At 46.3% G+C, this 22,843-nt stretch carries 18 protein-coding genes; 9 read left to right on the top strand and 9 right to left on the bottom strand.

Going from position 1 to position 22,843, the window contains the following annotated elements:
• Window positions 1-122: 122 nt before the first annotated feature.
• From prmA to acuI, 9 genes are all read right to left on the bottom strand, one after another.
• The gene (gene prmA, locus GOL65_RS21035) at window positions 123-1,010 is read right to left on the bottom strand and encodes a 50S ribosomal protein L11 methyltransferase (protein ID WP_140920211.1); all 888 of its coding nucleotides are present in this window, start codon (window positions 1,008-1,010) and stop codon (window positions 123-125) included.
• 47 nt (window positions 1,011-1,057) lie between these two features.
• Window positions 1,058-2,506, bottom strand: coding sequence for a sodium/pantothenate symporter (gene panF, locus GOL65_RS21040; protein WP_140920210.1), 1,449 nt, complete (start codon window positions 2,504-2,506; stop codon window positions 1,058-1,060).
• A complete protein-coding gene (locus GOL65_RS21045) occupies window positions 2,496-2,741 on the bottom strand; it encodes a YhdT family protein (RefSeq protein WP_140920209.1) in 246 nt (81 codons plus the stop codon). Before GOL65_RS21045 ends, panF begins: the two co-directional genes overlap by 11 nt.
• Window positions 2,742-3,946: 1,205 nt before the next feature.
• Window positions 3,947-5,302 (bottom strand): acetyl-CoA carboxylase biotin carboxylase subunit, encoded by a 1,356-nt coding sequence (accC, locus tag GOL65_RS21050; protein WP_140920275.1) that lies wholly within the window; start codon window positions 5,300-5,302, stop codon window positions 3,947-3,949.
• Between the two features lie 23 nt (window positions 5,303-5,325).
• Window positions 5,326-5,784 carry an acetyl-CoA carboxylase biotin carboxyl carrier protein gene (gene accB / locus GOL65_RS21055; RefSeq protein ID WP_140920208.1) on the bottom strand — a complete coding sequence of 153 codons (459 nt, stop codon included), beginning with the start codon at window positions 5,782-5,784 and terminating at the stop codon, window positions 5,326-5,328.
• A 40-nt stretch (window positions 5,785-5,824) separates the two neighbouring features.
• Window positions 5,825-6,268 (bottom strand): type II 3-dehydroquinate dehydratase, encoded by a 444-nt coding sequence (aroQ, locus tag GOL65_RS21060; protein ID WP_140920207.1) that lies wholly within the window; start codon window positions 6,266-6,268, stop codon window positions 5,825-5,827.
• Between the two features lie 220 nt (window positions 6,269-6,488).
• A complete protein-coding gene (gene msrQ, locus GOL65_RS21065; RefSeq protein WP_140920206.1) occupies window positions 6,489-7,103 on the bottom strand; it encodes a protein-methionine-sulfoxide reductase heme-binding subunit MsrQ in 615 nt (204 codons plus the stop codon).
• Entirely contained in the window at window positions 7,103-8,104 is a 1,002-nt protein-coding gene (gene msrP / locus GOL65_RS21070; RefSeq protein ID WP_140920205.1) for a protein-methionine-sulfoxide reductase catalytic subunit MsrP, read from the bottom strand. The genes msrQ and msrP overlap by 1 nt, the downstream gene beginning before the upstream one ends.
• A gap of 163 nt (window positions 8,105-8,267) precedes the next feature.
• Window positions 8,268-9,245, bottom strand: coding sequence for an acrylyl-CoA reductase (NADPH) (gene acuI / locus GOL65_RS21075; protein ID WP_140920274.1), 978 nt, complete (start codon window positions 9,243-9,245; stop codon window positions 8,268-8,270).
• A gap of 371 nt (window positions 9,246-9,616) precedes the next feature.
• Between acuI and csrD the strand changes: the two genes are divergently transcribed.
• The 9 genes from csrD to tldD all read left to right on the top strand — a co-directional run bounded on the left by csrD (window position 9,617) and on the right by tldD (window position 22,842).
• A complete protein-coding gene (gene csrD, locus GOL65_RS21080; protein ID WP_140920273.1) occupies window positions 9,617-11,554 on the top strand; it encodes an RNase E specificity factor CsrD in 1,938 nt (645 codons plus the stop codon).
• A gap of 269 nt (window positions 11,555-11,823) precedes the next feature.
• On the top strand, window positions 11,824-12,867 hold the full coding sequence (gene mreB, locus GOL65_RS21085; RefSeq protein WP_108900499.1) for a rod shape-determining protein MreB: 1,044 nt from the start codon (window positions 11,824-11,826) through the stop codon (window positions 12,865-12,867).
• 189 nt (window positions 12,868-13,056) lie between these two features.
• Complete coding sequence (mreC, locus tag GOL65_RS21090; protein WP_140920204.1) at window positions 13,057-14,121, top strand: rod shape-determining protein MreC; 1,065 nt, start codon at window positions 13,057-13,059, stop codon at window positions 14,119-14,121.
• Window positions 14,121-14,609, top strand: a complete 489-nt coding sequence (mreD, locus tag GOL65_RS21095) for a rod shape-determining protein MreD (RefSeq protein ID WP_140920203.1) — start codon at window positions 14,121-14,123, stop codon at window positions 14,607-14,609. The genes mreC and mreD overlap by 1 nt, the downstream gene beginning before the upstream one ends.
• Window positions 14,610-14,617: 8 nt before the next feature.
• The gene (locus GOL65_RS21100; protein WP_140920202.1) at window positions 14,618-15,202 is read left to right on the top strand and encodes a Maf family protein; all 585 of its coding nucleotides are present in this window, start codon (window positions 14,618-14,620) and stop codon (window positions 15,200-15,202) included.
• Window positions 15,203-15,211: 9 nt separating this feature from the next.
• Window positions 15,212-16,681 (top strand): ribonuclease G, encoded by a 1,470-nt coding sequence (rng, locus tag GOL65_RS21105; RefSeq protein ID WP_140920201.1) that lies wholly within the window; start codon window positions 15,212-15,214, stop codon window positions 16,679-16,681.
• A 46-nt stretch (window positions 16,682-16,727) separates the two neighbouring features.
• Entirely contained in the window at window positions 16,728-20,543 is a 3,816-nt protein-coding gene (yhdP, locus tag GOL65_RS21110; protein WP_140920200.1) for an AsmA2 domain-containing protein YhdP, read from the top strand.
• Window positions 20,543-21,391, top strand: coding sequence for a deaminated glutathione amidase (nit1, locus tag GOL65_RS21115; protein ID WP_140920199.1), 849 nt, complete (start codon window positions 20,543-20,545; stop codon window positions 21,389-21,391). Before yhdP ends, nit1 begins: the two co-directional genes overlap by 1 nt.
• Before the next feature lie 5 nt (window positions 21,392-21,396).
• Entirely contained in the window at window positions 21,397-22,842 is a 1,446-nt protein-coding gene (gene tldD, locus GOL65_RS21120; RefSeq protein WP_140920198.1) for a metalloprotease TldD, read from the top strand.
• Window position 22,843: the final 1 nt, after the last annotated feature.

Raw genomic sequence — 22,843 nt, forward strand, 5'->3', positions numbered from 1 at the left:
AACCGAGGATTCAGCTATACCAGTAGGCATTTGTGGGTAAGGGCAGTATAAAAAAATAAAAGCAAAAAGGGCCATCTGTAACCAGACAACCCTTTGCTTTTACTCAGCTTTAAACTAAATCATTAATCGCTGGTTTTTACGCCGGTGATACGACACCACTCTTCCTTTTCTGCCACCGGATCGAGCTGAAACATCGTCTGATAGGCCTGAGCCACGCCTTCAGCCTGAGTGGCCAGCACACCAGATAGCCCTAAGTGTCCACCCGTTACAGGCAACTGACTGATAATAGGTGCCAGCTCTCTTAACGGGCCAGCAAGGATGTTAGCAACCACTACATCGGCCTGCAGGTTCTGAGGCTGATCCTTGGACAGATAAAGAGATAAACGCTCTGAGACGCCATTACGTTGAGCATTATCACGACTGGCCAGAATAGCCTGTGGGTCGATATCAATACCGATAGCTTTTGCTGCCCCTAACTTAATGGCCGCGATGGCTAAAATACCGGAGCCACAGCCAAAATCGATTACCGTTTTTCCTGTTAAATCCAAACCATCGAGCCATTGCAGACAAAGTGCCGTAGTAGGATGAGTGCCGGTACCAAAGGCTAATCCCGGATCGAGCATAACGTTCACGGCATTTGCATCAGGCACTTCACGCCAGCTTGGGCAAATCCACAGGCGCTCGCCAAAGCGCATTGGGTGGAAGTTATCCATCCATTCCCGTTCCCAGTCTTTATCTTCTAGTTGCTCGATTTTATGTACAAAATTATTGCCCAGTAGAGGGTTGTACTCCAGCATGGTAACTACTTGTTTCATATCTGTTTCTGCATCATACAGGCCGATAACGTCGGTATCGCCCCACAGGCGGGTTTCTCCCGGTAAAGGTTCAAAAACCGGCACGTCATGGGTATCCTGAAAAGTGACAGAAACTGCACCGCTCTCAACCAATGCATCGCCAATCTCTTCCGCTTTATTACCAGTGGTATTTAATTTTAACTGTATCCAGGGCATAGCAATTCTCTTTAAGGGATAAGCGGGTTATCCCGGTTGTGTAATGTTTATTTTGCCGGTATTACCGGTGCACTTATCGCGCGTTCACCCAGTTTATTACCTATCAGGAAAGTAATAATGCCTATGCTCAAAGCCGGAACGATAGGGTGAAGGTCAAAAATTTGTATGTTCAGGGTTGCTAACACCGCGTAACTCACAGCTCCACAAATCATTGAACACAGCGCTCCCTGAGCATTAGCTCGTTCCCAATATAAACCTAATACTAATGGCCACAGGAACACGGCTTCTAATCCACCAAAGGCTAACAGATTCCACCAGATGATCATTTCTGGTGGACGCCAGGCCGCCAGAATCAACAGCAGCCCCAGAATAAAGGTTACACTGCTTGATATACGCGCCAGACGACGTTCATTGCGTGCTTGTTCTGGCTTCAGGCTAAGGTAGAGATCTTTGATTAGCGTAGCCGATGACTGAAGCAGCTGAGCATTAATGGTGGACATAATCGCTGCCAGTGGTGCTGCCAGAAAAATACCGGCGGCCATTGGCGGCAGAACTTTAATCATCAGCGTCGGGATCACCTGATCGGGAATGGTTAAATCAGGCATAATCGCCCGTCCTAAAGCACCAGCCAGATGCATACTGAACATCAGGATCGCAACAATAATGGTACCGATGATAATGCCGCGATGTACCGCTTTGCTGTCTTTATAGGCAATACAGCGTACCGCCGTGTGTGGTAAACCAATGACACCAAAACACACCAGTATCCAGAAGGAAGCCATAAATGGCAGAGACAGAAAGTCATCGGCTCCGGTGGGTGATAACAGCTTAGGATCGATTTGCTGTAGTTTATCTACGGCGGTACCTAATCCTCCAGCGGCATAAATCACGGCAACCAGCAGCAAAATAGCGCCAATTAACATCACCATTCCCTGCAGGGCATCATTCAGGACGCTGGCGCGGAAGCCACCAAAAGCAGTATATAGTGCAATGGTGACGCCAAATATTAGTAAACCGATGTCGTAAGGTACTCCAGCAGCTGTTTCCAACAGGCGTGCGCCACCGATAAACTGTACCGTCATTGCGCCAATAAAAGCCAACAGTAAACTGATACTGGCGAACCAGACCAGAGTTTTGCTTTGGTAGCGAGCATACAGTACGTCGTTCAGGGTTACCGCGTTGTAACGTCGGGCCAAAATGGCAAATTTTTTGCCCAATACGCCAAGTGACAGCCAGACCGCAGGCAACTGAATCATCGCTAACAGTACCCAACCCAACCCATATTTATACGCAGCGCCTGGGCCGCCGATAAATGAACTGGCACTGATATAGGTAGCTGTCAGGGTCATTGCCAGAATAAAGCCGCCCATTGAACGATCGCCAAGGAAATAATCGTTCAGAAAATTTCCTTTTTGCCGCTTGGTATAGGCGTAAATCGACAACCCAAATACCAGCACCAGATAGGCAACTAATGGCAGGACGATATCAAGTTGCATCGTTATTATCCTCCAGCGAAATATCCCGGAAGACAAAGCGCACCATAAACCAGCATAAGAGAATAAAAACCAGAGGAACCAGCAAACAGGCCATTTCAAACCAGTGAGGCAATCCGGTTATTCCCTGTTGAGAGTCGGGTAAATAGGCCGCCAGCGTCCAGGCTATCAGGTAGGCTATGGTTAGCCACACTGCCCAGCGCGCTTCTTTATGAGCCTGAAGAAAACGAGGATCCAATCTGTACTCCATCACGTTAAACAGTCAGAGGTTATGGGCCAAAGGATAGAATTGTACGGAAACGGATACGTTTGCCTAGGACTTTTTTGTGTTACCGCCAGGTTGTGGCGCGATTCACTTCATTCATTATCTTTTATTACTCATTAACCAGTATGAAGGCGTTTGATTACTTTGGGACAGACTGCCTTCATACCGGGACAGGGCTAGTTGACGATTTGGTTAACTTTTTGCTCCCGGAACACTTTCATCAATATAACCTTTTGAATTTGATATGAGACCAACAGGAAACATAGAAAACCGAAAATCACCAACCCCGTCATTGCGATTTCAGGTGAAGTGAAGTGGCCAAATTGAGTAATCAGGTATGTTGATATCAGATAAATAACGTAGCTCAGAAGTATAACTAACAACACGTAAATAGTCGTGGCAGTGATAATTTTACGGATATTAATTCTATTCTGAGGTGTTTTTAAATTTTGATAGCAAGCCGCTGCCGAGACAAGGGTATTTAGAAAAATACATGACATCATGATGAGTGTTATTGACATCAGGAGACTGTTATTTTCATTATTAAATTTCATGAATGTCGACAGAGTAACGGTCATCAGTCTGCATAAAATTGCGGATGTAAGAATGGTATAAACAAATGAAGTTGCGATATGGTAGTAGCGGCTATCTGATTCTATATTATTGGCTTTAGCGGATGGCCCGATAAATATTTTCAGTATAAAGAAGACCGCAGAATAGAACGCTATCAAATAGACAGAGTATCTCAGTTTTATCAATAGGCTTTCTTCATTTAAATCAGATAGATGACTTATTGCGGGTAACTCTTCGAACAGTTTTAAAATATATCGATAGGATATACTGACAAGGTTTATTTCAACCAGAAAGAAGATAATAGTTGCAATCCAGATAATCCATTTGGCCGCGTAGTTTTTGCCTTCATTCAAACTTACAAACAAAACAAGAATGATGGTTGAGGTGAAAATAAATGTCAAAAATGAATAGAGAATTAATACGCTAAGTACCGGGCTATATTGTATCTGCTCAAGATAGGGAATATTGATATAGCAAAAATAGACAAATTTAAAAAAGATAATAACCAATGGAACAGCAAATTGTGAAGACCTATCCATACTAATTCCCTGTTATAAAAAAGGCCGATAATTATCGGCCTTTTCGGATGAGTCGCTTCAGGAAAATTACTTCTCCTGAATACCCAGCATTTTTTCCAGATAGTGAATGTTGGTTCCGCCTTTCTCGAACCCTTTATCATTCATAATCCGCAGTTGCAGGCTAACGTTGGTTTTGATGCCATCGATGATCAGTTCAGCCAGCGCATTCTTCATGCGGGAAATAGCTACTTCACGGGTTTCACCGTAAGCAATCAATTTACCAATCATGGAGTCATAGTATGGCGGTACGCTATAACCGGCATAGATATGAGATTCCCAGCGAATACCGAAACCGCCTGGTGCATGAAAACGGGTAATCTTGCCCGGAGAAGGCAGGAAGTTATCCGGATCTTCTGCGTTGATACGGCATTCGATAGCATGACCATGTACCTGAATATCTTTCTGCTTGATAGACAGTTTTTGGCCATCAGCTACACGCAGTTGTTCTTTAATCAGGTCAACGCCGGTAATCATTTCGGTAACCGGGTGCTCTACCTGAATACGGGTGTTCATTTCGATGAAATAGAACTCGCCGTTTTCATACAGGAACTCAAAGGTACCTGCACCACGGTAGCCGATTTCCACACAGGCTTTAGTACAACGTTCACCGATGCTACGACGCAGCTCTTCAGTGATGCCTGGTGCTGGCGCTTCTTCAACCACTTTCTGGTGGCGACGTTGCATAGAGCAGTCACGTTCTGCCAGATACACCGCATGGCCCTGGCCATCTGCCATAATCTGAATTTCGATATGGCGTGGGTTCTCCAGGAATTTTTCCATGTACACCATGTCGTTGTTGAAAGCTGCTTTAGCTTCCGCACGGGTCATGATAATGGATTCTTCCAGATCTTTATCGCTACGTACTACACGCATACCGCGACCGCCGCCGCCGCCAGATGCCTTGATAATGACCGGATAACCGATGCGCTTAGCCATCTCACGGTTTCTGGTCATATCATCATCCAGTGGGCCATCAGAACCAGGAACACAAGGAACCCCAGCTTTCTTCATGGCATGGATAGCGGAAACTTTATCACCCATCATACGAATGGTATCGGCTTTAGGGCCGATAAAGATAAAGCCAGAGCGTTCTACCTGCTCGGCAAAGTCTGCATTTTCAGACAGAAAACCATATCCCGGGTGAATTGCGTCGGCTCCGGTAATTTCGGCAGCGGCAATTAACGCAGGGATATTCAGATAACTTTTGACTGACTGAGCAGGGCCGATACAAACGGTCTCATCTGCCAGCAATACGTGTTTTAAATCGCGATCGGCGCTGGAGTGAACGGCAACCGTTTTAATGCCCAGTTCTTTACAGGCACGCAAAATACGCAGGGCAATTTCGCCCCGGTTCGCGATAACAACTTTTTCGATTTTGTCCATTTTTTTAGACATAGCTCGCCTCGTTATTCAATGATGACAAGCGGCTCGTCAAATTCTACCGGCTGCCCGCTTTCTAACAGGATCGCTTTTACCACGCCTGATTTATCAGCTTCAATTTGGTTCATCATTTTCATAGCTTCAACGATACATAAGGTATCGCCAACAGAAACGGTTTGACCCACTTCAATAAACGCTTTTGCGTCCGGGCTCGGTGTACGGTAGAAAGTACCTACCATCGGTGAGCGAACGATATGACCACTGATAGCTGCTGGTGCCGCTGCTTCAGCTGGTGCAGAAGCGACAGGAGCAGGTTGAGCAACTGGTGCCTGAGGCAGAGCATATTGCTGCATTGGCATAGCATAACTACCAGCGACGGGGCCGCGGCTGATACGTACTGACTCTTCGCCTTCAGAGATTTCCAGCTCATTGATGCCAGACTCTTCAACCAGTTCAATCAGTTTTTTAATTTTACGAATATCCATAGGTGTGATTCCGTATTCTCTTGTTACGTGGAATAAAAAATTATTGCAAACGGCGCAGGGCTGCTTGCAGAGCAAAGTCATAACTGTCAGCACCGAGGCCACAAATCACACCTACTGCAATATCTGAAAGATATGAGTGGTGTCTGAATGGCTCACGAGCATGGACGTTAGACAGGTGGATTTCAATAAATGGAATATTGACGGCCAGCAGCGCATCCCGAATTGCTACGCTGGTATGGGTGAACGCTGCCGGATTAATCAGAATAAAGTCTACTGAGCCACGAGCTTTATGAATCGCATCAATAATCTCGTACTCGGCATTTGATTGCAGATGAGAAAACGCCACGCCTGAGCGCAAGGTTTCATTTTCTAGTTTGGTTACGATGTCAGTCAGGGTCGTATGTCCATATTTATCAGGTTCACGCGTCCCTAATAGATTCAGATTAGGGCCATTTAACAGCAAAATGTGCGCTTTCTTCGTCATTGTGCTGACATCTCCGGCAATCAAACAATAATCGGTAAAAATAACTCGATGTCAGCCAATTGTCACTATTCTTCTTGTGAAATTGTATGAACGGATCAAATTAAAGTGCGCCATTATAACTATTTCGCCGAAATTAGCAGCTGTTTACTGGTCTTATCAGCGAAGATAGTTTAGGCCATATCGGGCAAAGCCTTGGCAGAGAAGCCTTCTCTGCTCAAAACTATTTGCCTCTTTGGTACTTTTCCCACCACTTTCTGAGCTTTTTAAAGCTATATGCCAACAATAATAGCGAGATTACGGCATAGATTGCCAGCTCCAGAGACAGTACTTTGGTGGATAACAGAGCATGTATTGGCGCCAGTATCGCTATCACATAGATAAAGTTATGGATAGTTTGCCAGTTAGAGCCTAATTTTCGCTGGAAGTTCTGTGTTGAAGTCAGAGCCATTATCAATAATATTAGCCAACTGATAATACCCAGAATAAGGTAGTTACGTTTAATCAGTTCTTGCAGCAGCAAAGAGATATCTAAACCCAGCTCTAAAACGCTGTAACAAATCAGATGTAAAGTTGCCCAGGCAAAACACCATAATCCAAGCAGTCGTCGACAGCGCGTCAGTATAGGTTGATGCAGCATTTTAGCCAGCGGAGTTACCAGCAAGGTTGCCAGTAATAATTTGAGTGCCATTCTGCCAGTGTAATGTTGAATATCTTTGGCCGCATCAGCACTCAGCCATCCCTGATTAATCGAGAGTATCAGCCATAACAGAGGAATAAATGCCAGCAGATGCAATATCAGCTTGAGCCATTTAATATTCACTGGCGTTATTTTCACTAAAAATGACTCCGTAAGTCTAATCCCTGATAAAGCGAAGCGACCTGATCGCCATATCCGTTGAACAAGAGTGTAGGCTGGCGCTTTACATCCAGCAAACCGCTGCTGCCAATAATCCGTTCTGTTGCCTGAGACCAGCGGGGATGATCCACCTGAGGATTTACGTTGGCATAAAAGCCGTATTCATCCGGTGCGCTTAAATTCCAGGTGGTTGGCGGCTGTTGTTCGACCAGTTTGATTTCAACAATCGACTTAATACTTTTGAAACCATACTTCCAGGGAACAATTAATCGGATGGGAGCGCCATTCTGGTTCGGTAGTGCTTTACCGTAAACCCCGACGGTTAATAGCGTTAGCGGATGCATTGCTTCATCCATACGCAGACCTTCAACATAGGGGTAATCCAGTCCACCACCAATATAGCGGCTGTTTTGTCCCGGCATATTTTCCGGATCGTAGAGGGTTTGAAAGGCAACATAGCGCGCTTTACTGGTCGGTTCTGCCAGCTTTAGCAGTTTGTTTAGTTCAAAGCCGAGCCATGGGATCACCATTGACCAGGCCTCCACACAACGCAGACGATAAATGCGCTCTTCCAGTGGAAAACGTTTAAAGATCTCATCCATATCCAGCGTTACCGGTTTTGCCACCTCACCGCTGATGCGAATCTTCCAGCCTTCAGTTTTTAACGTTCCTGCGTTGGCCGCTGGATCGGCCTTATCCAGGCCAAATTCGTAAAAATTATTGTATCCGATGACTTTTTCTTCTGGTGTCAAAGGCAGATTGGGGTGGTAGTTGGCAGAAGGGGTAAATGCCAGCGCTTTACCGGTTGATGCTTTGGGTTTGTCTCCACCGGTCAACCATGAGAGTAGCTCCGCCTGAGCATGTAGAGGGAGTGTTAATGCTGCCGCACTGATGCCCAGTGCCTGCAGAATTTTACGACGTTGATAAAACAGCTGTTCTGGTGTGGCAGCGTTTTCAGTTAAGCGTGTTTTTCTGACCATGATAGATGCTCTGTTAACAGAAAAGATTACGAATGATTAGACAAATCATTGTCCCGATTGTCCTGTTTTGCCAGAAATTGAGTGGAGAATATTCTTATTATAGAGAGGAGAAGGAGTTGATTTACCCCACGCTGGAACACGTGGGGTAACTTGAGCAAAAGAATCAGGCGATATTCACCAGTACCCGACCGGTAACTTTTCCTGACAGCAAATTCTCTGCCGTTGCAGGTACATCTTTCAGTGTGATTTCGCTGGTGGCTAACTGATAGAAGTTTTCTGGTAATAAGTTTGCCAGACGTTTCCATGCCTCAATTCGACGTTCTGTCGATATCATGACTGAATCCACTCCCTGCAAACGTACATTACGCAGAATAAATGGCATAACGGTGGTTGGCAGTTGGTATCCACCCGCCAGGCCACAGGCAGCCACGGTACCGTTATAATTCATTTGTGCGATAACTTTAGCCAGCAGTTCTCCGCCAGCAACGTCGACTGCACCTGCCCAGCGCTGTTTTTCCAGTGGTTTAGCTGCTTCGCTAAAACTCTCTCTTTCCAGTACATATTTTGCACCAAGCGATAACAAATATTCCGCATTGTGTTGACGTCCGCTAACGGCGGAAACCTGATAGCCCAGTTTATGCAGTAATGCAACGGCTGTACTTCCCACGCCACCGCTGGCACCAGTAACCAGTACCTCACCACTTTCAGGTAAAACACCACCTTCTTCTAATGCCATTACACACAACATAGCAGTCAGGCCCGCGGTACCAATGATCATGGCTTTGCGTTGATTCAGCCCTTCAGGCATAGAAACCAACCAGTCTCCGTTAACACGAGCTCGTTCTGCTAAGCCGCCCCAATGAGTTTCACCTACGCCCCAGCCTGTAAGGATGACATTTTGACCAGGAGAAAAACGTGGATCATCGCTACTATGAACGGTACCGGCGAAATCAATGCCAGGTACCATAGGAAAATTACGAATAATTTTTCCTTTGCCGGTAATGGCCAGCGCATCTTTATAGTTGATGCTGGACCAATTGATATCAACGGTGACATTGCCTTCAGGCAACTGTTCGGAGGTGATATCTTTTACTGATGCCAGTGTTTGTCCATCTTGTTGTTCAAGAACCAGAGCTTTAATCATTGTTTTTACTCTTATCCGAAAGTTAAAAGGAGGAGAATGAAATAACCATCACTTCATTCAGAGCAACTTAGCTATTATTGCCGTTATTATTCTCTTTTGTTGCACTTGGGGCAATCGGTAAGGTGCTCGCATTTTCGTTATGATAGCCGAAATAAAACAAAGTCGTTATCGGGTATATTGTTTCATGTACAGAAAATGACTATCACTTCTGTAGATAAAAGAGTGTTTAAATCTTATTAAAATATGACGTTAAGTCCCGAGTTTTGATAAAGTCTGCTAGAATGTCGGTGAGTTACGTTGCGATGCAGAGCATTTGTTCTGTGCATTTTGTATTGCTTTTCAGCAAATTAGAATAATTTACTATGGGAATGAGATTTACCGCCAGATTATCTATTTTTATTTCTTTATTAGTTTTTCTTACTATGATTTTGGCACTGATGACCAGTATGTTAAGTGTCTATTTTGTGGGTGAGGAGAAGATGGAGAAGCATTGGTATGCGCTTGCCACTACAGTGGATCAGGCGTTGATTTATCAGTCCCCAAGCGCTTATGACCGCTGGCTTCCGGTCGTGATGTATGCCACCGGCGTACGCCATCTGACAATTAAAGACGAAAAAGATAAAACCATTTATACCCATAGCAGTGATAATCGTCCCGGTTTCTGGGAAAAGTTTCACACCCTTAGCGAGACCGATCTGGAATTACCTCAACATCCCGGTTATCGCCTGCAAATCCTCTATGTTAATCCGATTCTCAGCACACTCTTTTCATTACCCATTCTGTTAGCCATTATTGCGGTCATTGTTTTTATTGGTTTGATCATGTTTTGGTGGATTCACTGGCTTAAACAACAATTTAAAGGGTTGCTGTTACTGGAAGAGCGTTCCCAACGTATTTTAGCCGGTGAGAGAGACGGTGCCGAAATTTCGGATGAAAAAGAATGGCCGGTTAATACCAGTGCTGCTATTAACCGATTGCTGTCTGAGCTGAGTAATATGAGTAATGAGCGGGTCAGAGTAGATAAACTGATTCGATCGTTCGCCGCTCAGGATGCACAAACCGGACTGAATAACCGTCTGTTTTTTGATAACCAACTGGCAACCCAGCTTGAAGAGCCTAATGCCCATGGCGTGGTAATGATGATTCGCTTGCCTGAGCTGGAGTTAATGGCGAGTGAACACGGCAAAGATGTGATTGACGATTTGCTGTATACGTTGGTGAATATGTTATCGACTTTTATAATGCGCCATCCGGCAGCATTATTAGCCCGCTATTTCGATAATGATTTTAGCGTAATGTTACCCCACCGTTCACTAAAAGAAGCCGATGCTATTGCCGCCCAGTTGGTGAATGCAGTAGATATGCTGCCGGTATCATCGGGTATTGAAAAAGAGTCTCTGATCCATATAGGTATTTGTCTTTATCATATGGGGCAAACGCCAGAACAGATTATGGATAATGCCGAGCAGGCTGCCCGCACTGCCGTATTACAAGGCAGCAATGGTTGGTTTATCTATGACAGTCAAGTGACCAGCGCCGCCAGAGGCAGCGTTCGTTGGCGCACGCTGCTGGAACAGATGCTGGATAAAGGTGGGCCAGATATTTATTACAAACCGGCAGTAACGGTAAAAGGTGAGTTGAACCATCGTGAGATGTTATTGCGTATTCATGATGGCAGTGATGAACTACAACCCGCAGAGTTTATGCCGTTGATTCAACAGTTTGGTTTAACAGAGCGCTTTGACCGCTTAGTGCTGAGTAAAACCTTGCCTTTGCTCGATCGCTGGCCTAATGACACTATCGCGGTATCGGTAACCGTCGACTCCCTGCTTAAACACTCTTTTCAGGTGTGGCTACGGGATAATCTGTTGGAAAAAGAAAAATCGTATCGAAAACGAATTATATTTGAACTTGCAGAGGCAGATGTTTGTCAATATAGCGATCGCTTGCGTCCGGTGATTCGATTACTGCATCTGTTAGGGTGTCGTTTGGGAATTGTTCAGGCGGGATTAACGGTAGTCAGCACCATTTATATTAAGACCATGCCTATTGAAGTGATCAAACTTCACCCGGGTTTGGTGCGTAATATCGATCGACGTCCGGAGAATCAGCTATTTGTCGATAGTCTTATCAGCGCCTGTGAAGGAACAAATGTGGTGGTGATGGCTGCGAGTGTGAGAACACATCTCGAATGGGAAACTCTGCGTTCCCATGGAATTGGTGGTGGTCAGGGTGAGTTTTTTGCCTCGCCGGTGTTGATTCCAACCCCTAAAGAGAAAAATAGTGGTAAAAATCGTCATTATTAACTCTGAAATATTGATGGTTTTCACGTAGAATAGCGTTCCCTACTTATTGGTTTCTGTTTGCCTGTATTAACAATACGTGTAAATCATTAAATCGAGTGGAAAAGTTTATGTGGCGTGTGTTTGGTTGAGGTTAAGCCAAACATGCGTATTGAGCTCACGTTGGATGCGTTCATTAAATGAACGCTTTTTTGTGCCTTGTAGCCGTCCTCCGTGGTTGGTAAAGTAGGCGGATTAATATACCGCCTCAGCTTTCAGGATTACTTTCTAGAATGTTTAAGAAATTTCGTGGCATGTTTTCTAATGACCTGTCCATTGACCTTGGTACCGCAAATACCCTGATCTATGTAAAAGGACAAGGAATCGTATTGAATGAACCTTCTGTGGTTGCCATTCGTCAGGATCGAGTAGGCTCGCAAAAGAGCGTTGCTGCTGTAGGCCATGAGGCTAAGCAGATGTTAGGTCGTACTCCTGGATATATTTCTGCTATCCGTCCAATGAAAGACGGTGTAATTGCAGACTTCTTCGTAACCGAGAAGATGCTACAGCACTTTATTCGTCAGGTTCACAGCAACAGCATTTTGCGCCCAAGTCCGCGCGTGTTGGTGTGTGTGCCAGTAGGCGCAACTCAGGTTGAACGTCGTGCAATTCGTGAATCAGCACAAGGGGCTGGTGCCCGTGAAGTATTCCTGATTGAAGAGCCAATGGCTGCTGCTATCGGTGCTGGCCTGCCAGTATCTGAAGCGACAGGCTCCATGGTAGTGGATATCGGTGGTGGTACTACAGAAGTTGCCGTTATTTCCCTGAATGGTGTGGTTTACTCTTCTTCTGTACGGATCGGCGGTGACCGTTTTGATGAAGCTATCATCAACTATGTGCGTCGTAACTATGGCTCACTGATCGGTGAAGCTACTGCTGAACGTATTAAACATGAAATTGGATCGGCTTATCCCGGTGATGAAGTCCGTGAAATCGAAGTCCGTGGTCGTAATCTGGCAGAAGGTGTGCCGCGCGGATTTACACTAAATTCCAATGAAATCCTTGAAGCCCTGCAGGAACCTCTGGCAGGTATCGTTAGCGCAGTGATGGTGGCATTAGAACAATGCCCTCCGGAACTGGCTTCTGATATTTCTGAACGTGGAATGGTTCTGACTGGCGGTGGCGCTCTGTTACGTAATTTAGATCGCTTGCTGATGGAAGAGACTGGTATCCCTGTCGTTGTGGGCGATGATCCTCTAACTTGCGTTGCCCGTGGTGGTGGTAAAGCGTTAGAAATGATCGATATGCACGGCGGTGATTTATTCAGCGAGGACTAATTTCATTTTTGTTCTCTTTCTCTGACAGTGATGGTTCTGTGAAAGGCAGCAGGTTACAGGGTTCATTATGATAATACCTGTCCGGTTCTGTCTTTTAGAACATCACTGTAGTGTAAGCACAGATAGAAATTAAGTTGTCCCTGCCAGAAGGGGTCGCACCCCTTCTTGTCGACAAGGATAATGCAATTTATGAAGCCTATTTTTAGCAGGGGGCCATCCCTGCAGTTACGTCTTTTTCTGGCCGTTATCTTTGCTATCGTCCTGATTGTCGTCGATAGTCGGTTGAGTGTTTTTTCAAAAGTACGTAGTTATCTGGACACCGCCGTTAGCCCATTCTTTTTTGTGGCAAATGGACCTCGTGACATTTTGGATGGTGTTTCTGATTCCTTTACTTCCCGTGAAGATCTGCAGAAAGAAAATGAACTGCTACGTAATGAACTGTTGTTGAGAAATAGCGACATTCAGCTATTGGGACAGCTCCGTCAGGAAAATAACCGATTACGTGAGTTACTGGGTTCACCGTTGCGTGGCGATGAACATAAAATGATTACTCAGGTGCTTTCAACGGAGTCAGATCCTTATAGTTACCAGGTAGTTATTGATAAAGGCTTTCAGGACGGCGTATATGAAGGCCAACCGGTTATTAACGATAAAGGCGTCGTTGGGCAAGTAGTTGCTGTTGCCCGTAACACCAGCCGTGTTCTCTTAATTTGCGATACTTCCCACTCTTTACCTATTCAGGTTCTGCGCAATGATATTCGTGTTATTGCGGTAGGGACTGGCTGCACGGAAGATTTACAGCTGGAATATTTACCGCGGGATACTGATATTCGCGTAGGAGACGTTTTGGTAACGTCGAGCCTCGGTGGGCGTTTCCCTGAAGGTTATCCGGTAGCCGTAGTCTCTTCCGTTACTATTGATGACCAACGAGCGAATACAGTGATTCAGGCGCACCCGACCGTAGCGTTACAACGTTTGCGCTATTTGCTGTTGCTGTGGCCAAACGATCGCGACGGGCTTCAGCCTCTGCCTTCGGAAGAAGTAAGACGTATAGCGAAAGAGCGCTTGCGCCAGATGATGCCTCAGGTTCTGCCTCCGGAAACAACACCACCGGTACCGCCAGCCAATTCTACGCCATCATCAGCGGTACCCGGCGCGGCAACTCAATCGCCAACACCATTAAGGCAACCAGCGTCAGCACCAGGATCATCGAGGCAGCAACCAACAGCTACGCCAGCTAACCGGGGTCAGTGATGAGCAGTTATAATAGCTCTGGTCGCCTGATTGTTTGGATTTCCTTTTTACTGGCCATGGTATTGCAAACCATGCCGTGGCCAGAGGAATTACATCAGTTTCGTCCTTCATGGGTGATGTTAATCTTAGTGTATTGGGTCATGGCTTTACCGCACCGAATTAACGTTGGAACGGCTTTTATTCTTGGTTTGGTCTGGGATTTAACGCTGGGTGCCACGCTGGGGGTCAGAGGGTTAGCACTGGGCATCATTGCCTATGTGGTGGCTTTTCGCAGCCAGCTATTGCGTAATATGGCTCTGTGGCAACAGGCGCTGATTGTGGTGTTGCTCTCTTTAGTGATGAGTGTGATTGTCTTTTGGGCTGAATTTCTGGTGCACAATGTGACATTTCGTCCGGAGATTTTGTGGAACAGTGCAATTAATGGTGTGTTATGGCCATGGCTATTTTTATTAATGCGTAAAGTGCGTCGACGCTTTGCTGTCCGATGAGATTTTATATGCAGCCCATTTATCTGGCTTCTGCCTCTCCCCGCCGTCGTGAACTGTTAACCTTATTACAGATCCCCTTTGAACGTTTAAATACTGAAGTTGAAGAGCGTCAACTGCAAGGGGAGAAGCCGTTAGACTACGTTTGTCGTCTGGCAAAAAGCAAAGCACTGGCTGGAGTTCTGGTGGCTGAAAAGGATTATCCGGTTTTAGGCGCTGACACCATTGTCGTGTTGGACGATCGGGTTCTGGAAAAGCCAAAAGATACTGAAGACGCAGCCCGTATGCTACACATGCTATCGGACTGTCAACATTTAGTGATTACCGCGATTGCTTTTGCTAATCAACAGGATGTGATGTGTTATTCTGTTAGTACTGAAGTTATTTTTCGTCAGCTAAGTGAGCAGGATATTATCGCTTATATTGCCAGCGGCGAACCGATGGACAAAGCTGGTGCTTATGGTATTCAGGGTTTCGGTGGCACTTTTGTCAGGGAAATTCATGGTAGTTATCATGCCGTGGTCGGTTTACCTTTGGTTGAAACCCGCGAGCTTCTGGATGCCTTTTTGGCAGCACAGGCTGGGCGTATAAAATAAGGAATAATAATGACGGCGGAACTGTTAGTTAACGTCACCCCTTCTGAAACGCGCGTTGCTTTTATCGATGGCGGTATCCTGCAGGAAATTCACATCGACCGGGAATCTAAACGCGGTATCGTAGGCAATATTTATAAAGGTCGTGTCAGCCGGGTTCTGCCGGGAATGCAGGCCGCTTTTATTGATATTGGTCTGGATAAAGCTGCTTTTCTTCATGCATCAGATATTATGCCGCACACTGAGTGCATTGCTGATAATGAACAAAAGCAGTTTCATGTACGTGATATTACCGAGTTGGTCCGTCAGGGGCAGGACCTGGTGGTTCAGGTGGTGAAAGATCCACTGGGTACCAAGGGTGCGCGTTTAACGACGGATATTACGTTACCTTCCCGTTATCTGGTATTTATGCCTGGTGCTGCTCACGTAGGCGTTTCTCAGCGTATTGATAGCGAAGAAGAGCGCGAACGCTTAAAGCAAATAGTGGCGGAATACTGCGATGAAATGGGCGGTTTTATTATTCGCACCGCAGCAGAAGGTGTGGGTGATGAGGAACTGGCACAGGATGCTGCTTTTCTTAAGCGCCTGTGGAGTAAAGTCATAGAGCGCAAGAGCCGGGGCGGTACTAAAAATATGCTGTACGGTGAGCTGGCGCTAACCCAGCGCGTATTGCGAGATTTTGTTGGTGAATCGCTGGATCGTATTCGGGTGGATTCCCGCCTGACTTATGATTCTCTGGTGGAGTTTACCGCAGAATTTATGCCACAAATGACTTCTAAGCTGGAGCGTTATACCGGAAAACAGCCTATTTTTGATCTGTATGATGTTGAAAATGAAATTCAGCGGGCATTGGATCGAAAAGTCGAGTTAAAGTCAGGTGGCTATCTGATTATTGACCAAACAGAAGCCATGACCACTATTGATATCAACACCGGTGCTTTTGTTGGTCATCGTAATCTGGATGAAACCATTTTTAATACCAATATTGAGGCCACTCAGGCAATTGCCCGTCAGCTACGATTGCGCAATTTAGGTGGTATTATCATTATTGATTTTATTGATATGACCAGTGAGGACCATCGCCGTCGGGTGTTGAATTCCCTTGAACAGGCATTGTCAAAAGATCGGGTTAAAACCAGTGTAAATGAGTTTTCTGCTTTAGGGTTGGTTGAAATGACCCGAAAGCGTACCCGTGAAAGTCTGGAACATGTCTTGTGTGGTGAGTGTCCAAGCTGCCGCGGTCGTGGTCGGGTGAAAACCGTGGAAACCGTCTGTTATGAAATCCTGCGGGAAATCGTACGGGTACACCACGCTTACGATGCGGATCGCTTTCTGGTTTATGCTTCTCCTGCGGTTGGAGATGCGCTGAAGAGCGAGGAGTCGTACTCTTTGGCAGAAGTAGAGCTCTTCGTTGGAAAACAGGTTAAAATTCAGATAGAACCACTTTATAACAGGGAACAGTTTGATGTGGTGATGATGTAGTGAGCAGATGAGACATTAAACCCGCGTAGTAGCCAGAGGAGGAAGGATGAGGCGAACGAGCCGCATGCTGTTTAAAATAGTGATACTGCTATTAGTGCTGCTTACGCTGGTTGTCGGTGGTTTGCGCTTTGCCTTGCCCCGAATTAATGAATATCGCCAACCCATTCTGGACACCGTTAATCGATTTACCGGCATTCCTGCTCAAGTGGAGCAGATGGAAGGTAAATGGGAAATGTTCGGCCCCACATTTGATCTACGTAATATTTCATTAGAAACATCTGCCGGAAAGATTGATATCTCCCGAGTCACCATCGCTCTTGATGTTTGGGAATCCCTGCTGCATTTTCGTTTTCAATTCAGAGACCTGACCTTTTATCAGGTGAAAGGCGATCTTGACTATATGGTGGGCCAGTCGGAAGAGAGTCAGGGATCTTCTGATTTAACCACGCTGGAAAACATCTTTTTAAACCAGTTTGACCACTTTATTTTACGCGATAGCAAACTCTCCTTCCTGGCCTTATCTGGCGATCGGGTGACCGTTGAACTCCCTCGATTAACCTGGTTGAACGGCCGAAATCGCCACCGTGCAGAAGGCCAGGTTCATGTTTCGACAGAAAATGGGCCGCACGGTTTACTGGAGGTTCGTCTCGATCTCAGAGATGAAGAGGGTTTGTTAGATAGCGGTACTGTTTATCTTCAGGCCAATGACGTTAATATGCTGCCGTGGCTTAGCCACTGGTTTAAATCAAATTCCGGGTTTGATAATGCTCAATTCAGTCTGGCTTCCTGGCTTTATATTAAGAAAGGGGTAATTGACGGCGGAGACGTGTTGCTGAGTCAGGGAAGAGCTAACTGGCATAATGATGAAAATATGCACCAGTTAGACGTTAACCAGCTATCAGTTCATATGAGTCGGCAGGAGAAAGGTTGGCGTTTAGATGTACCATCGCTCAACCTGAGAACCGATGGTGTCGTCTGGCCTGCCGGTAGGGTTAGCCTGTTCTGGCAGCCTGAAGGTATCGCTTCTAACGGAGACAAGTGGGAGGAGATGCTGCGCATTCGGGCGGAGAATCTGAGCCTTGACCATATTAACCCACTATTGCCTATTTTTAGTTTCCTGACGCCTGATGCGCTGGATATCTGGTTTAAGATGGACCCTCATGGCAATTTGCCGCTTCTGGCGTTGGATATTCCATTAAAACAGCCGGAAAACATCCATTTTCAGGCTCAGTGGCAGGAAGCCAGCTGGAAGCCCTGGGAGTTAATTCCGGGCAGCAATCACACCCAGGGAACTATCGCAGGAAGTATTAGCGAAGGAACCATGAGCGTTGCGCTAAATAACAGCACATTGCCATACAGCAGTGTATTTCGGGCGCCTCTGGAAGTCAGTAAGGCTAATGCCACGCTAAACTGGTTGAATAATCAGAATGAATTCCGGTTATGGAGCGACCATATTGACGTTCAGGCTAAATCTTTATGGGTCAATGGTGGATTTGATTACACTCAACCTGAAGGAAGCGATCCCTGGTTAAGTATTCTGGCGGGTATTCGGGTATATGATGCCGGTGACGCCTGGCGTTATTTCCCTGAACCGCTGATGGGCAAAGATTTAACTGATTATCTCTCCTCTGCCATTATTGCCGGTAAGTCAGATAACGCTACGCTGATTTTTTCAGGCAACCCGATTAAGTTTCCTTACCCGGAAAAAGACGGCCTGTTTGAAGTTTATGCACCATTAACCGAAACCACCTTCAAGTTTCAGCCTGACTGGAAACCTCTGACAGATATGACCATCGACCTGGATTTTATCAATGCAGGACTATGGATGAATGCACCAACTGCGAAGCTGGGAAAGGTAAATGGCCGCAACATTGAAGCCATTATTGCTGACTACGCCAAACATCAGTTAGCCATTACCGCCGACGTGGATGGTGAAGGTGTTGATGTTCGTGACTATATGAATGGCTCGCCGTTGAAGTCATCTGTAGGTTCGGCTTTGGAGCAGGTTGAAGTTCAAGGTAATGTTAGCGGGCGCTTACAGTTGGATATTCCTCTTGATGGCAAAGATGCTATCGCGAAAGGGGACATCACCCTGAAAAATAATAGCCTGCATATTAAACCGATTGATTCCACGATGGAAAACGTCAGTGGTACTTTCAGTTTTGATAATGGTGACCTGATTAGTAAACCACTAACTGCCCAGTGGTTTAATCAACCGGTAGGTTTGAATTTCTCCACTAAACAAAATGCCAGGGATTACGGTGTTAAAGTTGGTATAACCGGCAACTGGTCAGTGGCTAAACTGCCATGGCTGCCAAAAGAAATTGCTTCCGAAGTCGCGGGTAATGCAGGTTGGAAGAGTGATGTGAATATCACGTTACCCCCCAAAGGCAGTGCTAAATATGATGTGCTGTTTACCGGTGATCTGAAAGGTGTGAGCAGCCGCTTACCTGCACCGCTAAATAAGTCATCAGGATCGGCGTTGCCGGTAAAACTGAAGGCCAGTGGCGATCTGAAAGGCTTTAACATGGATGGGACCATTGCAGGTAATCAGGCCATCAACAGTCAGTGGGTATTCACTAAAGATCAAACCCGGTTAACGCGCCTTGCCTGGCAGATGAATAGTCAAAAAATACCAGCACTCTCTTCTGATGAACGTCTCGATATGCAACTACCTGCATTGAACGGTGAAAAGTTAATGGCAGTTCTTGGGTCGCTGAGTGCGGCTGATACCAGTGGCAAAACAGGAAAATTCGCAATGCCACCACGCTGGATTTTCCGTTCGCCGCAGGTTGAACTGGCCGGGCAGTTCTGGCGTGATGTTGCTGTTGATGTGGATAATCGTTCTGCCAATACACAAGTGGGGATCAAAGGTAAAGAGATCGATGCCCGACTTAGTATTAACAATAACCAGCCGTGGCGAGCGGATATTGACTACCTGTATTTCAATCCTAAAAAAGAGAGCCTGTTAGGTAGCACTACCGATAGCAAAGGCAAAGTGGGTAAGTCATCACTCTCTTCCATTAATTTTGGTCGTTTGCCGTCCCTGGCGATTCGCTGTAAAGAGTGTTGGGGAATGGGCCAACGCCTGGGCATTGTCGAAGCCGATGTGCGATTCCGTCCCGAAAGCTTAAGTCTGAATAATGGCGTTATTGACACCGGTAATACTCGGTTAACGTTCAGCGGTGACTGGTTGCGTTCAGCAGCAGGTTCCGCCACCCGGGTTGATGGCAAACTATCCGGGCAGCAAATCGATCGCAGCATGGATTACTTTGGTGTTTATACGCCGCTTAAAGATGCACCGTTTGATGTGAATTTTAGTCTGGCGTGGCAGGGGGAGCCCTGGTCACCTCAGGTAGATACCCTGGATGGTCAGGTGGTTACCAAATTGGGCAAAGGAATGGTCGATAATGCCGGCGGCGGTCATGCCGGGCAAATATTGCGGCTGTTAAGTTTTAACGCGCTAATACGTAAACTACAGTTTGATTTTAGCGATACGTTTGGCAATGGTTTTTACTTTGATACTATCAGTGGAAGCCTTAAGCTGGCAAAAGGCGTTGCAACTACCAATGATACTTTGATCGATGGCTTATCTGCAGACATTGCTGTTGATGGCTCCATTGATTTAGCTAAACAACGCCTCAATCTTAATGCTGTAGTCGCACCTGAAATTTCGGCTACGGTGGGAGTGGCAACTGCGTTTGTAGTAAACCCTATTGCAGGGGCAGCAGTATTTACGGTGAGTCAGGTTCTTGCACCGTTATGGAACAAGATTTCACTGATTCGTTATAAAATTGACGGTAGTTTCGAAAATCCAAATGTGAACGAAGTATTGCGTCAACCGAAGGGAGAAGGCGATTAATGAGAAGTGCTAACGTAGCTCTGTTACAACTCTGTAGTGGGGATAATGTGCGTGCCAATCTGGCGCAAATTGAGCAACAAATTAAGCAGTTGAAGCCCCATGTGAAGTTGGTTATGACGCCGGAGAATGCGTTACTGTTTGCTGATACTCAAACCTATTATAAATATTCCGAAACAGAAGGAACCGGACCACTTCAGGATGCTATCAGGGAGATGGCAATACGCTATGGCGTATGGATTTTAGTAGGTTCAATGCCGCTTATCAGTCGTGAAGATCCGGACCGTTTAACCGCCAGTAGTCTGTTGTTTGATGATAAGGGTGAAATTAAAGCCCGCTATGACAAAATGCATATGTTTGATGCTGACGTTGCCGACGGACACAACCATTACCGTGAGTCAGATGCTTATGCCTATGGCCAACATTTAACGGTAGTTGATACACCAGTTGGTCGACTGGGTATGACCATTTGTTATGATTTACGTTTTCCGGGCCTGTATCAGGCACTAAGAGAGCAAGGTGCTGAGTTGATTTCTATCCCGGCAGCCTTTACCCGTGTAACGGGAGAAGCTCACTGGGAAATCCTGCTGCGCGCACGCGCCATTGAAAACCAGTGCTGGATTTTGGCTCCGGCTCAGGTTGGACGCCATGGCTCAACTCGTCGTACCTGGGGCCATACCATGGCTATCGACCCATGGGGAAGCGTAGTTGGCATTAATGCGGATGCGGTTGAAGGCATCAAAGTACATGTAGATACTTCCGGCATGCAAAAACTGCGTGAGCAAATGCCGGTCGTCAAACACAACAGATTTCAGCCGGTGCTGAAAAATCCATTAAATAAGAGTGAATAACCATTATGAATCTGACGCTGGTCAGTGAGCAGCTATTGGCTGCGAATAAATTAAGCCATCAGGATCTGTTTAATGTTCTGGGGCAATTGTCTGAGCGGCGTCTGGATTATGCCGACCTCTATTTTCAGTCCAGCTACCATGAATCCTGGGTAATAGAAGACGGTATTATTAAAGATGGTTCCTACAATATCGATCAGGGCGTAGGTGTTAGGGCGATCAGCGGTGAAAAGACCGGTTTTGCTTATGCGGATCAGATTACGTTAAATGCCCTGACTCAAAGCGCCCATGCGGCGCGTTCCATTGTCAGCGACAAAGGAAACGGTAAAAGCCATGTACTGGGGGCGGTGCCTTACTCCTCACTCTATCCGGCCATTGATCCGCTGCAAAGTCTGACTCGTGAAGCCAAAATCGAATTACTGCATCAGGTAGACAAAGTTGCCAGAGCGGCAGACAAGCGGGTACAGGAAGTGAATGCCAGTCTGAGTGGCGTGTATGAAATGGTACTGGTTGCCGCAACGGATGGTACTTTGGCTGCGGATATCCGGCCTTTAGTCCGCCTGTCGGTGAGTGTGCTGGTGGAAGAGAACGGTAAGCGTGAGCGCGGTTCCAGCGGTGGCGGTGGCCGTGTTGGTTATGAATATTTCCTTGAACAGACCGAAATGGGTGTTCGTGCGGAAGTGTTTGCTCAGGAAGCGGTAAGAATGGCGCTGGTTAACCTTTCTGCTATTGCTGCTCCTGCGGGTGCTATGCCTGTGGTTCTGGGTGCCGGCTGGCCTGGAGTATTGTTGCATGAAGCGGTTGGTCATGGTCTTGAGGGCGATTTTAACCGTAAAGGCTCATCAGTATTCAGCGGTCGCATGGGAGAACTGGTAGCTTCAGAACTCTGCACCGTGGTTGATGACGGTACTATGATGGGACGTCGGGGTTCTCTGTCCATTGATGATGAAGGGGTTCCGGGACAGTATAACGTACTGATTGAAAACGGCATTCTGAAAGGCTATATGCAAGATAAGCTAAATGCCCGACTGATGGGGCTAGCTCCAACGGGTAACGGACGCCGTGAATCTTATGCCAGTTTGCCAATGCCACGTATGACCAATACCTACATGCTGGCGGGGAAATCCAGCCGGGAAGAGATTATTGCCAGCGTAGAATATGGCCTGTATGCCCCTAATTTTGGTGGCGGTCAGGTGGATATCACTTCAGGTAAATTTGTGTTCTCTACCTCTGAAGCCTATTTGATCGAGAATGGTCGAATTGGTAAAGCGGTTAAAGGGGCAACGCTGATTGGCTCTGGTATTGAGGCAATGCAGCAGATCTCTATGGTAGGCAACGACCTGGCTCTGGATAAAGGAGTTGGTGTGTGTGGTAAAGAAGGGCAAAGCGTGCCGGTCGGTGTTGGACAGCCAACCCTGAAACTGGACAATTTAACCGTAGGCGGAACCGCCTAAT

This window comes from Limnobaculum xujianqingii, assembly GCF_013394855.1.
In the GTDB taxonomy this organism is placed as follows: Bacteria; Pseudomonadota; Gammaproteobacteria; order Enterobacterales; family Enterobacteriaceae; genus Limnobaculum; species Limnobaculum xujianqingii.

Coding starts and splice junctions, on each gene's coding strand:
- prmA (WP_140920211.1), bottom strand. CDS start 1,010: ATGCCCTGGATACAGTTAAAATTAAATACCACTGGTAATAAAGCGGAA.
- panF (WP_140920210.1), bottom strand. CDS start 2,506: ATGCAACTTGATATCGTCCTGCCATTAGTTGCCTATCTGGTGCTGGTA.
- accC (WP_140920275.1), bottom strand. CDS start 5,302: ATGGACAAAATCGAAAAAGTTGTTATCGCGAACCGGGGCGAAATTGCC.
- accB (WP_140920208.1), bottom strand. CDS start 5,784: ATGGATATTCGTAAAATTAAAAAACTGATTGAACTGGTTGAAGAGTCT.
- aroQ (WP_140920207.1), bottom strand. CDS start 6,268: ATGACGAAGAAAGCGCACATTTTGCTGTTAAATGGCCCTAATCTGAAT.
- msrP (WP_140920205.1), bottom strand. CDS start 8,104: ATGGTCAGAAAAACACGCTTAACTGAAAACGCTGCCACACCAGAACAG.
- csrD (WP_140920273.1), top strand. CDS start 9,617: ATGAGATTTACCGCCAGATTATCTATTTTTATTTCTTTATTAGTTTTT.
- mreB (WP_108900499.1), top strand. CDS start 11,824: ATGTTTAAGAAATTTCGTGGCATGTTTTCTAATGACCTGTCCATTGAC.
- mreC (WP_140920204.1), top strand. CDS start 13,057: ATGAAGCCTATTTTTAGCAGGGGGCCATCCCTGCAGTTACGTCTTTTT.
- mreD (WP_140920203.1), top strand. CDS start 14,121: ATGAGCAGTTATAATAGCTCTGGTCGCCTGATTGTTTGGATTTCCTTT.
- GOL65_RS21100 (WP_140920202.1), top strand. CDS start 14,618: ATGCAGCCCATTTATCTGGCTTCTGCCTCTCCCCGCCGTCGTGAACTG.
- rng (WP_140920201.1), top strand. CDS start 15,212: ATGACGGCGGAACTGTTAGTTAACGTCACCCCTTCTGAAACGCGCGTT.
- yhdP (WP_140920200.1), top strand. CDS start 16,728: ATGAGGCGAACGAGCCGCATGCTGTTTAAAATAGTGATACTGCTATTA.
- nit1 (WP_140920199.1), top strand. CDS start 20,543: ATGAGAAGTGCTAACGTAGCTCTGTTACAACTCTGTAGTGGGGATAAT.
- tldD (WP_140920198.1), top strand. CDS start 21,397: ATGAATCTGACGCTGGTCAGTGAGCAGCTATTGGCTGCGAATAAATTA.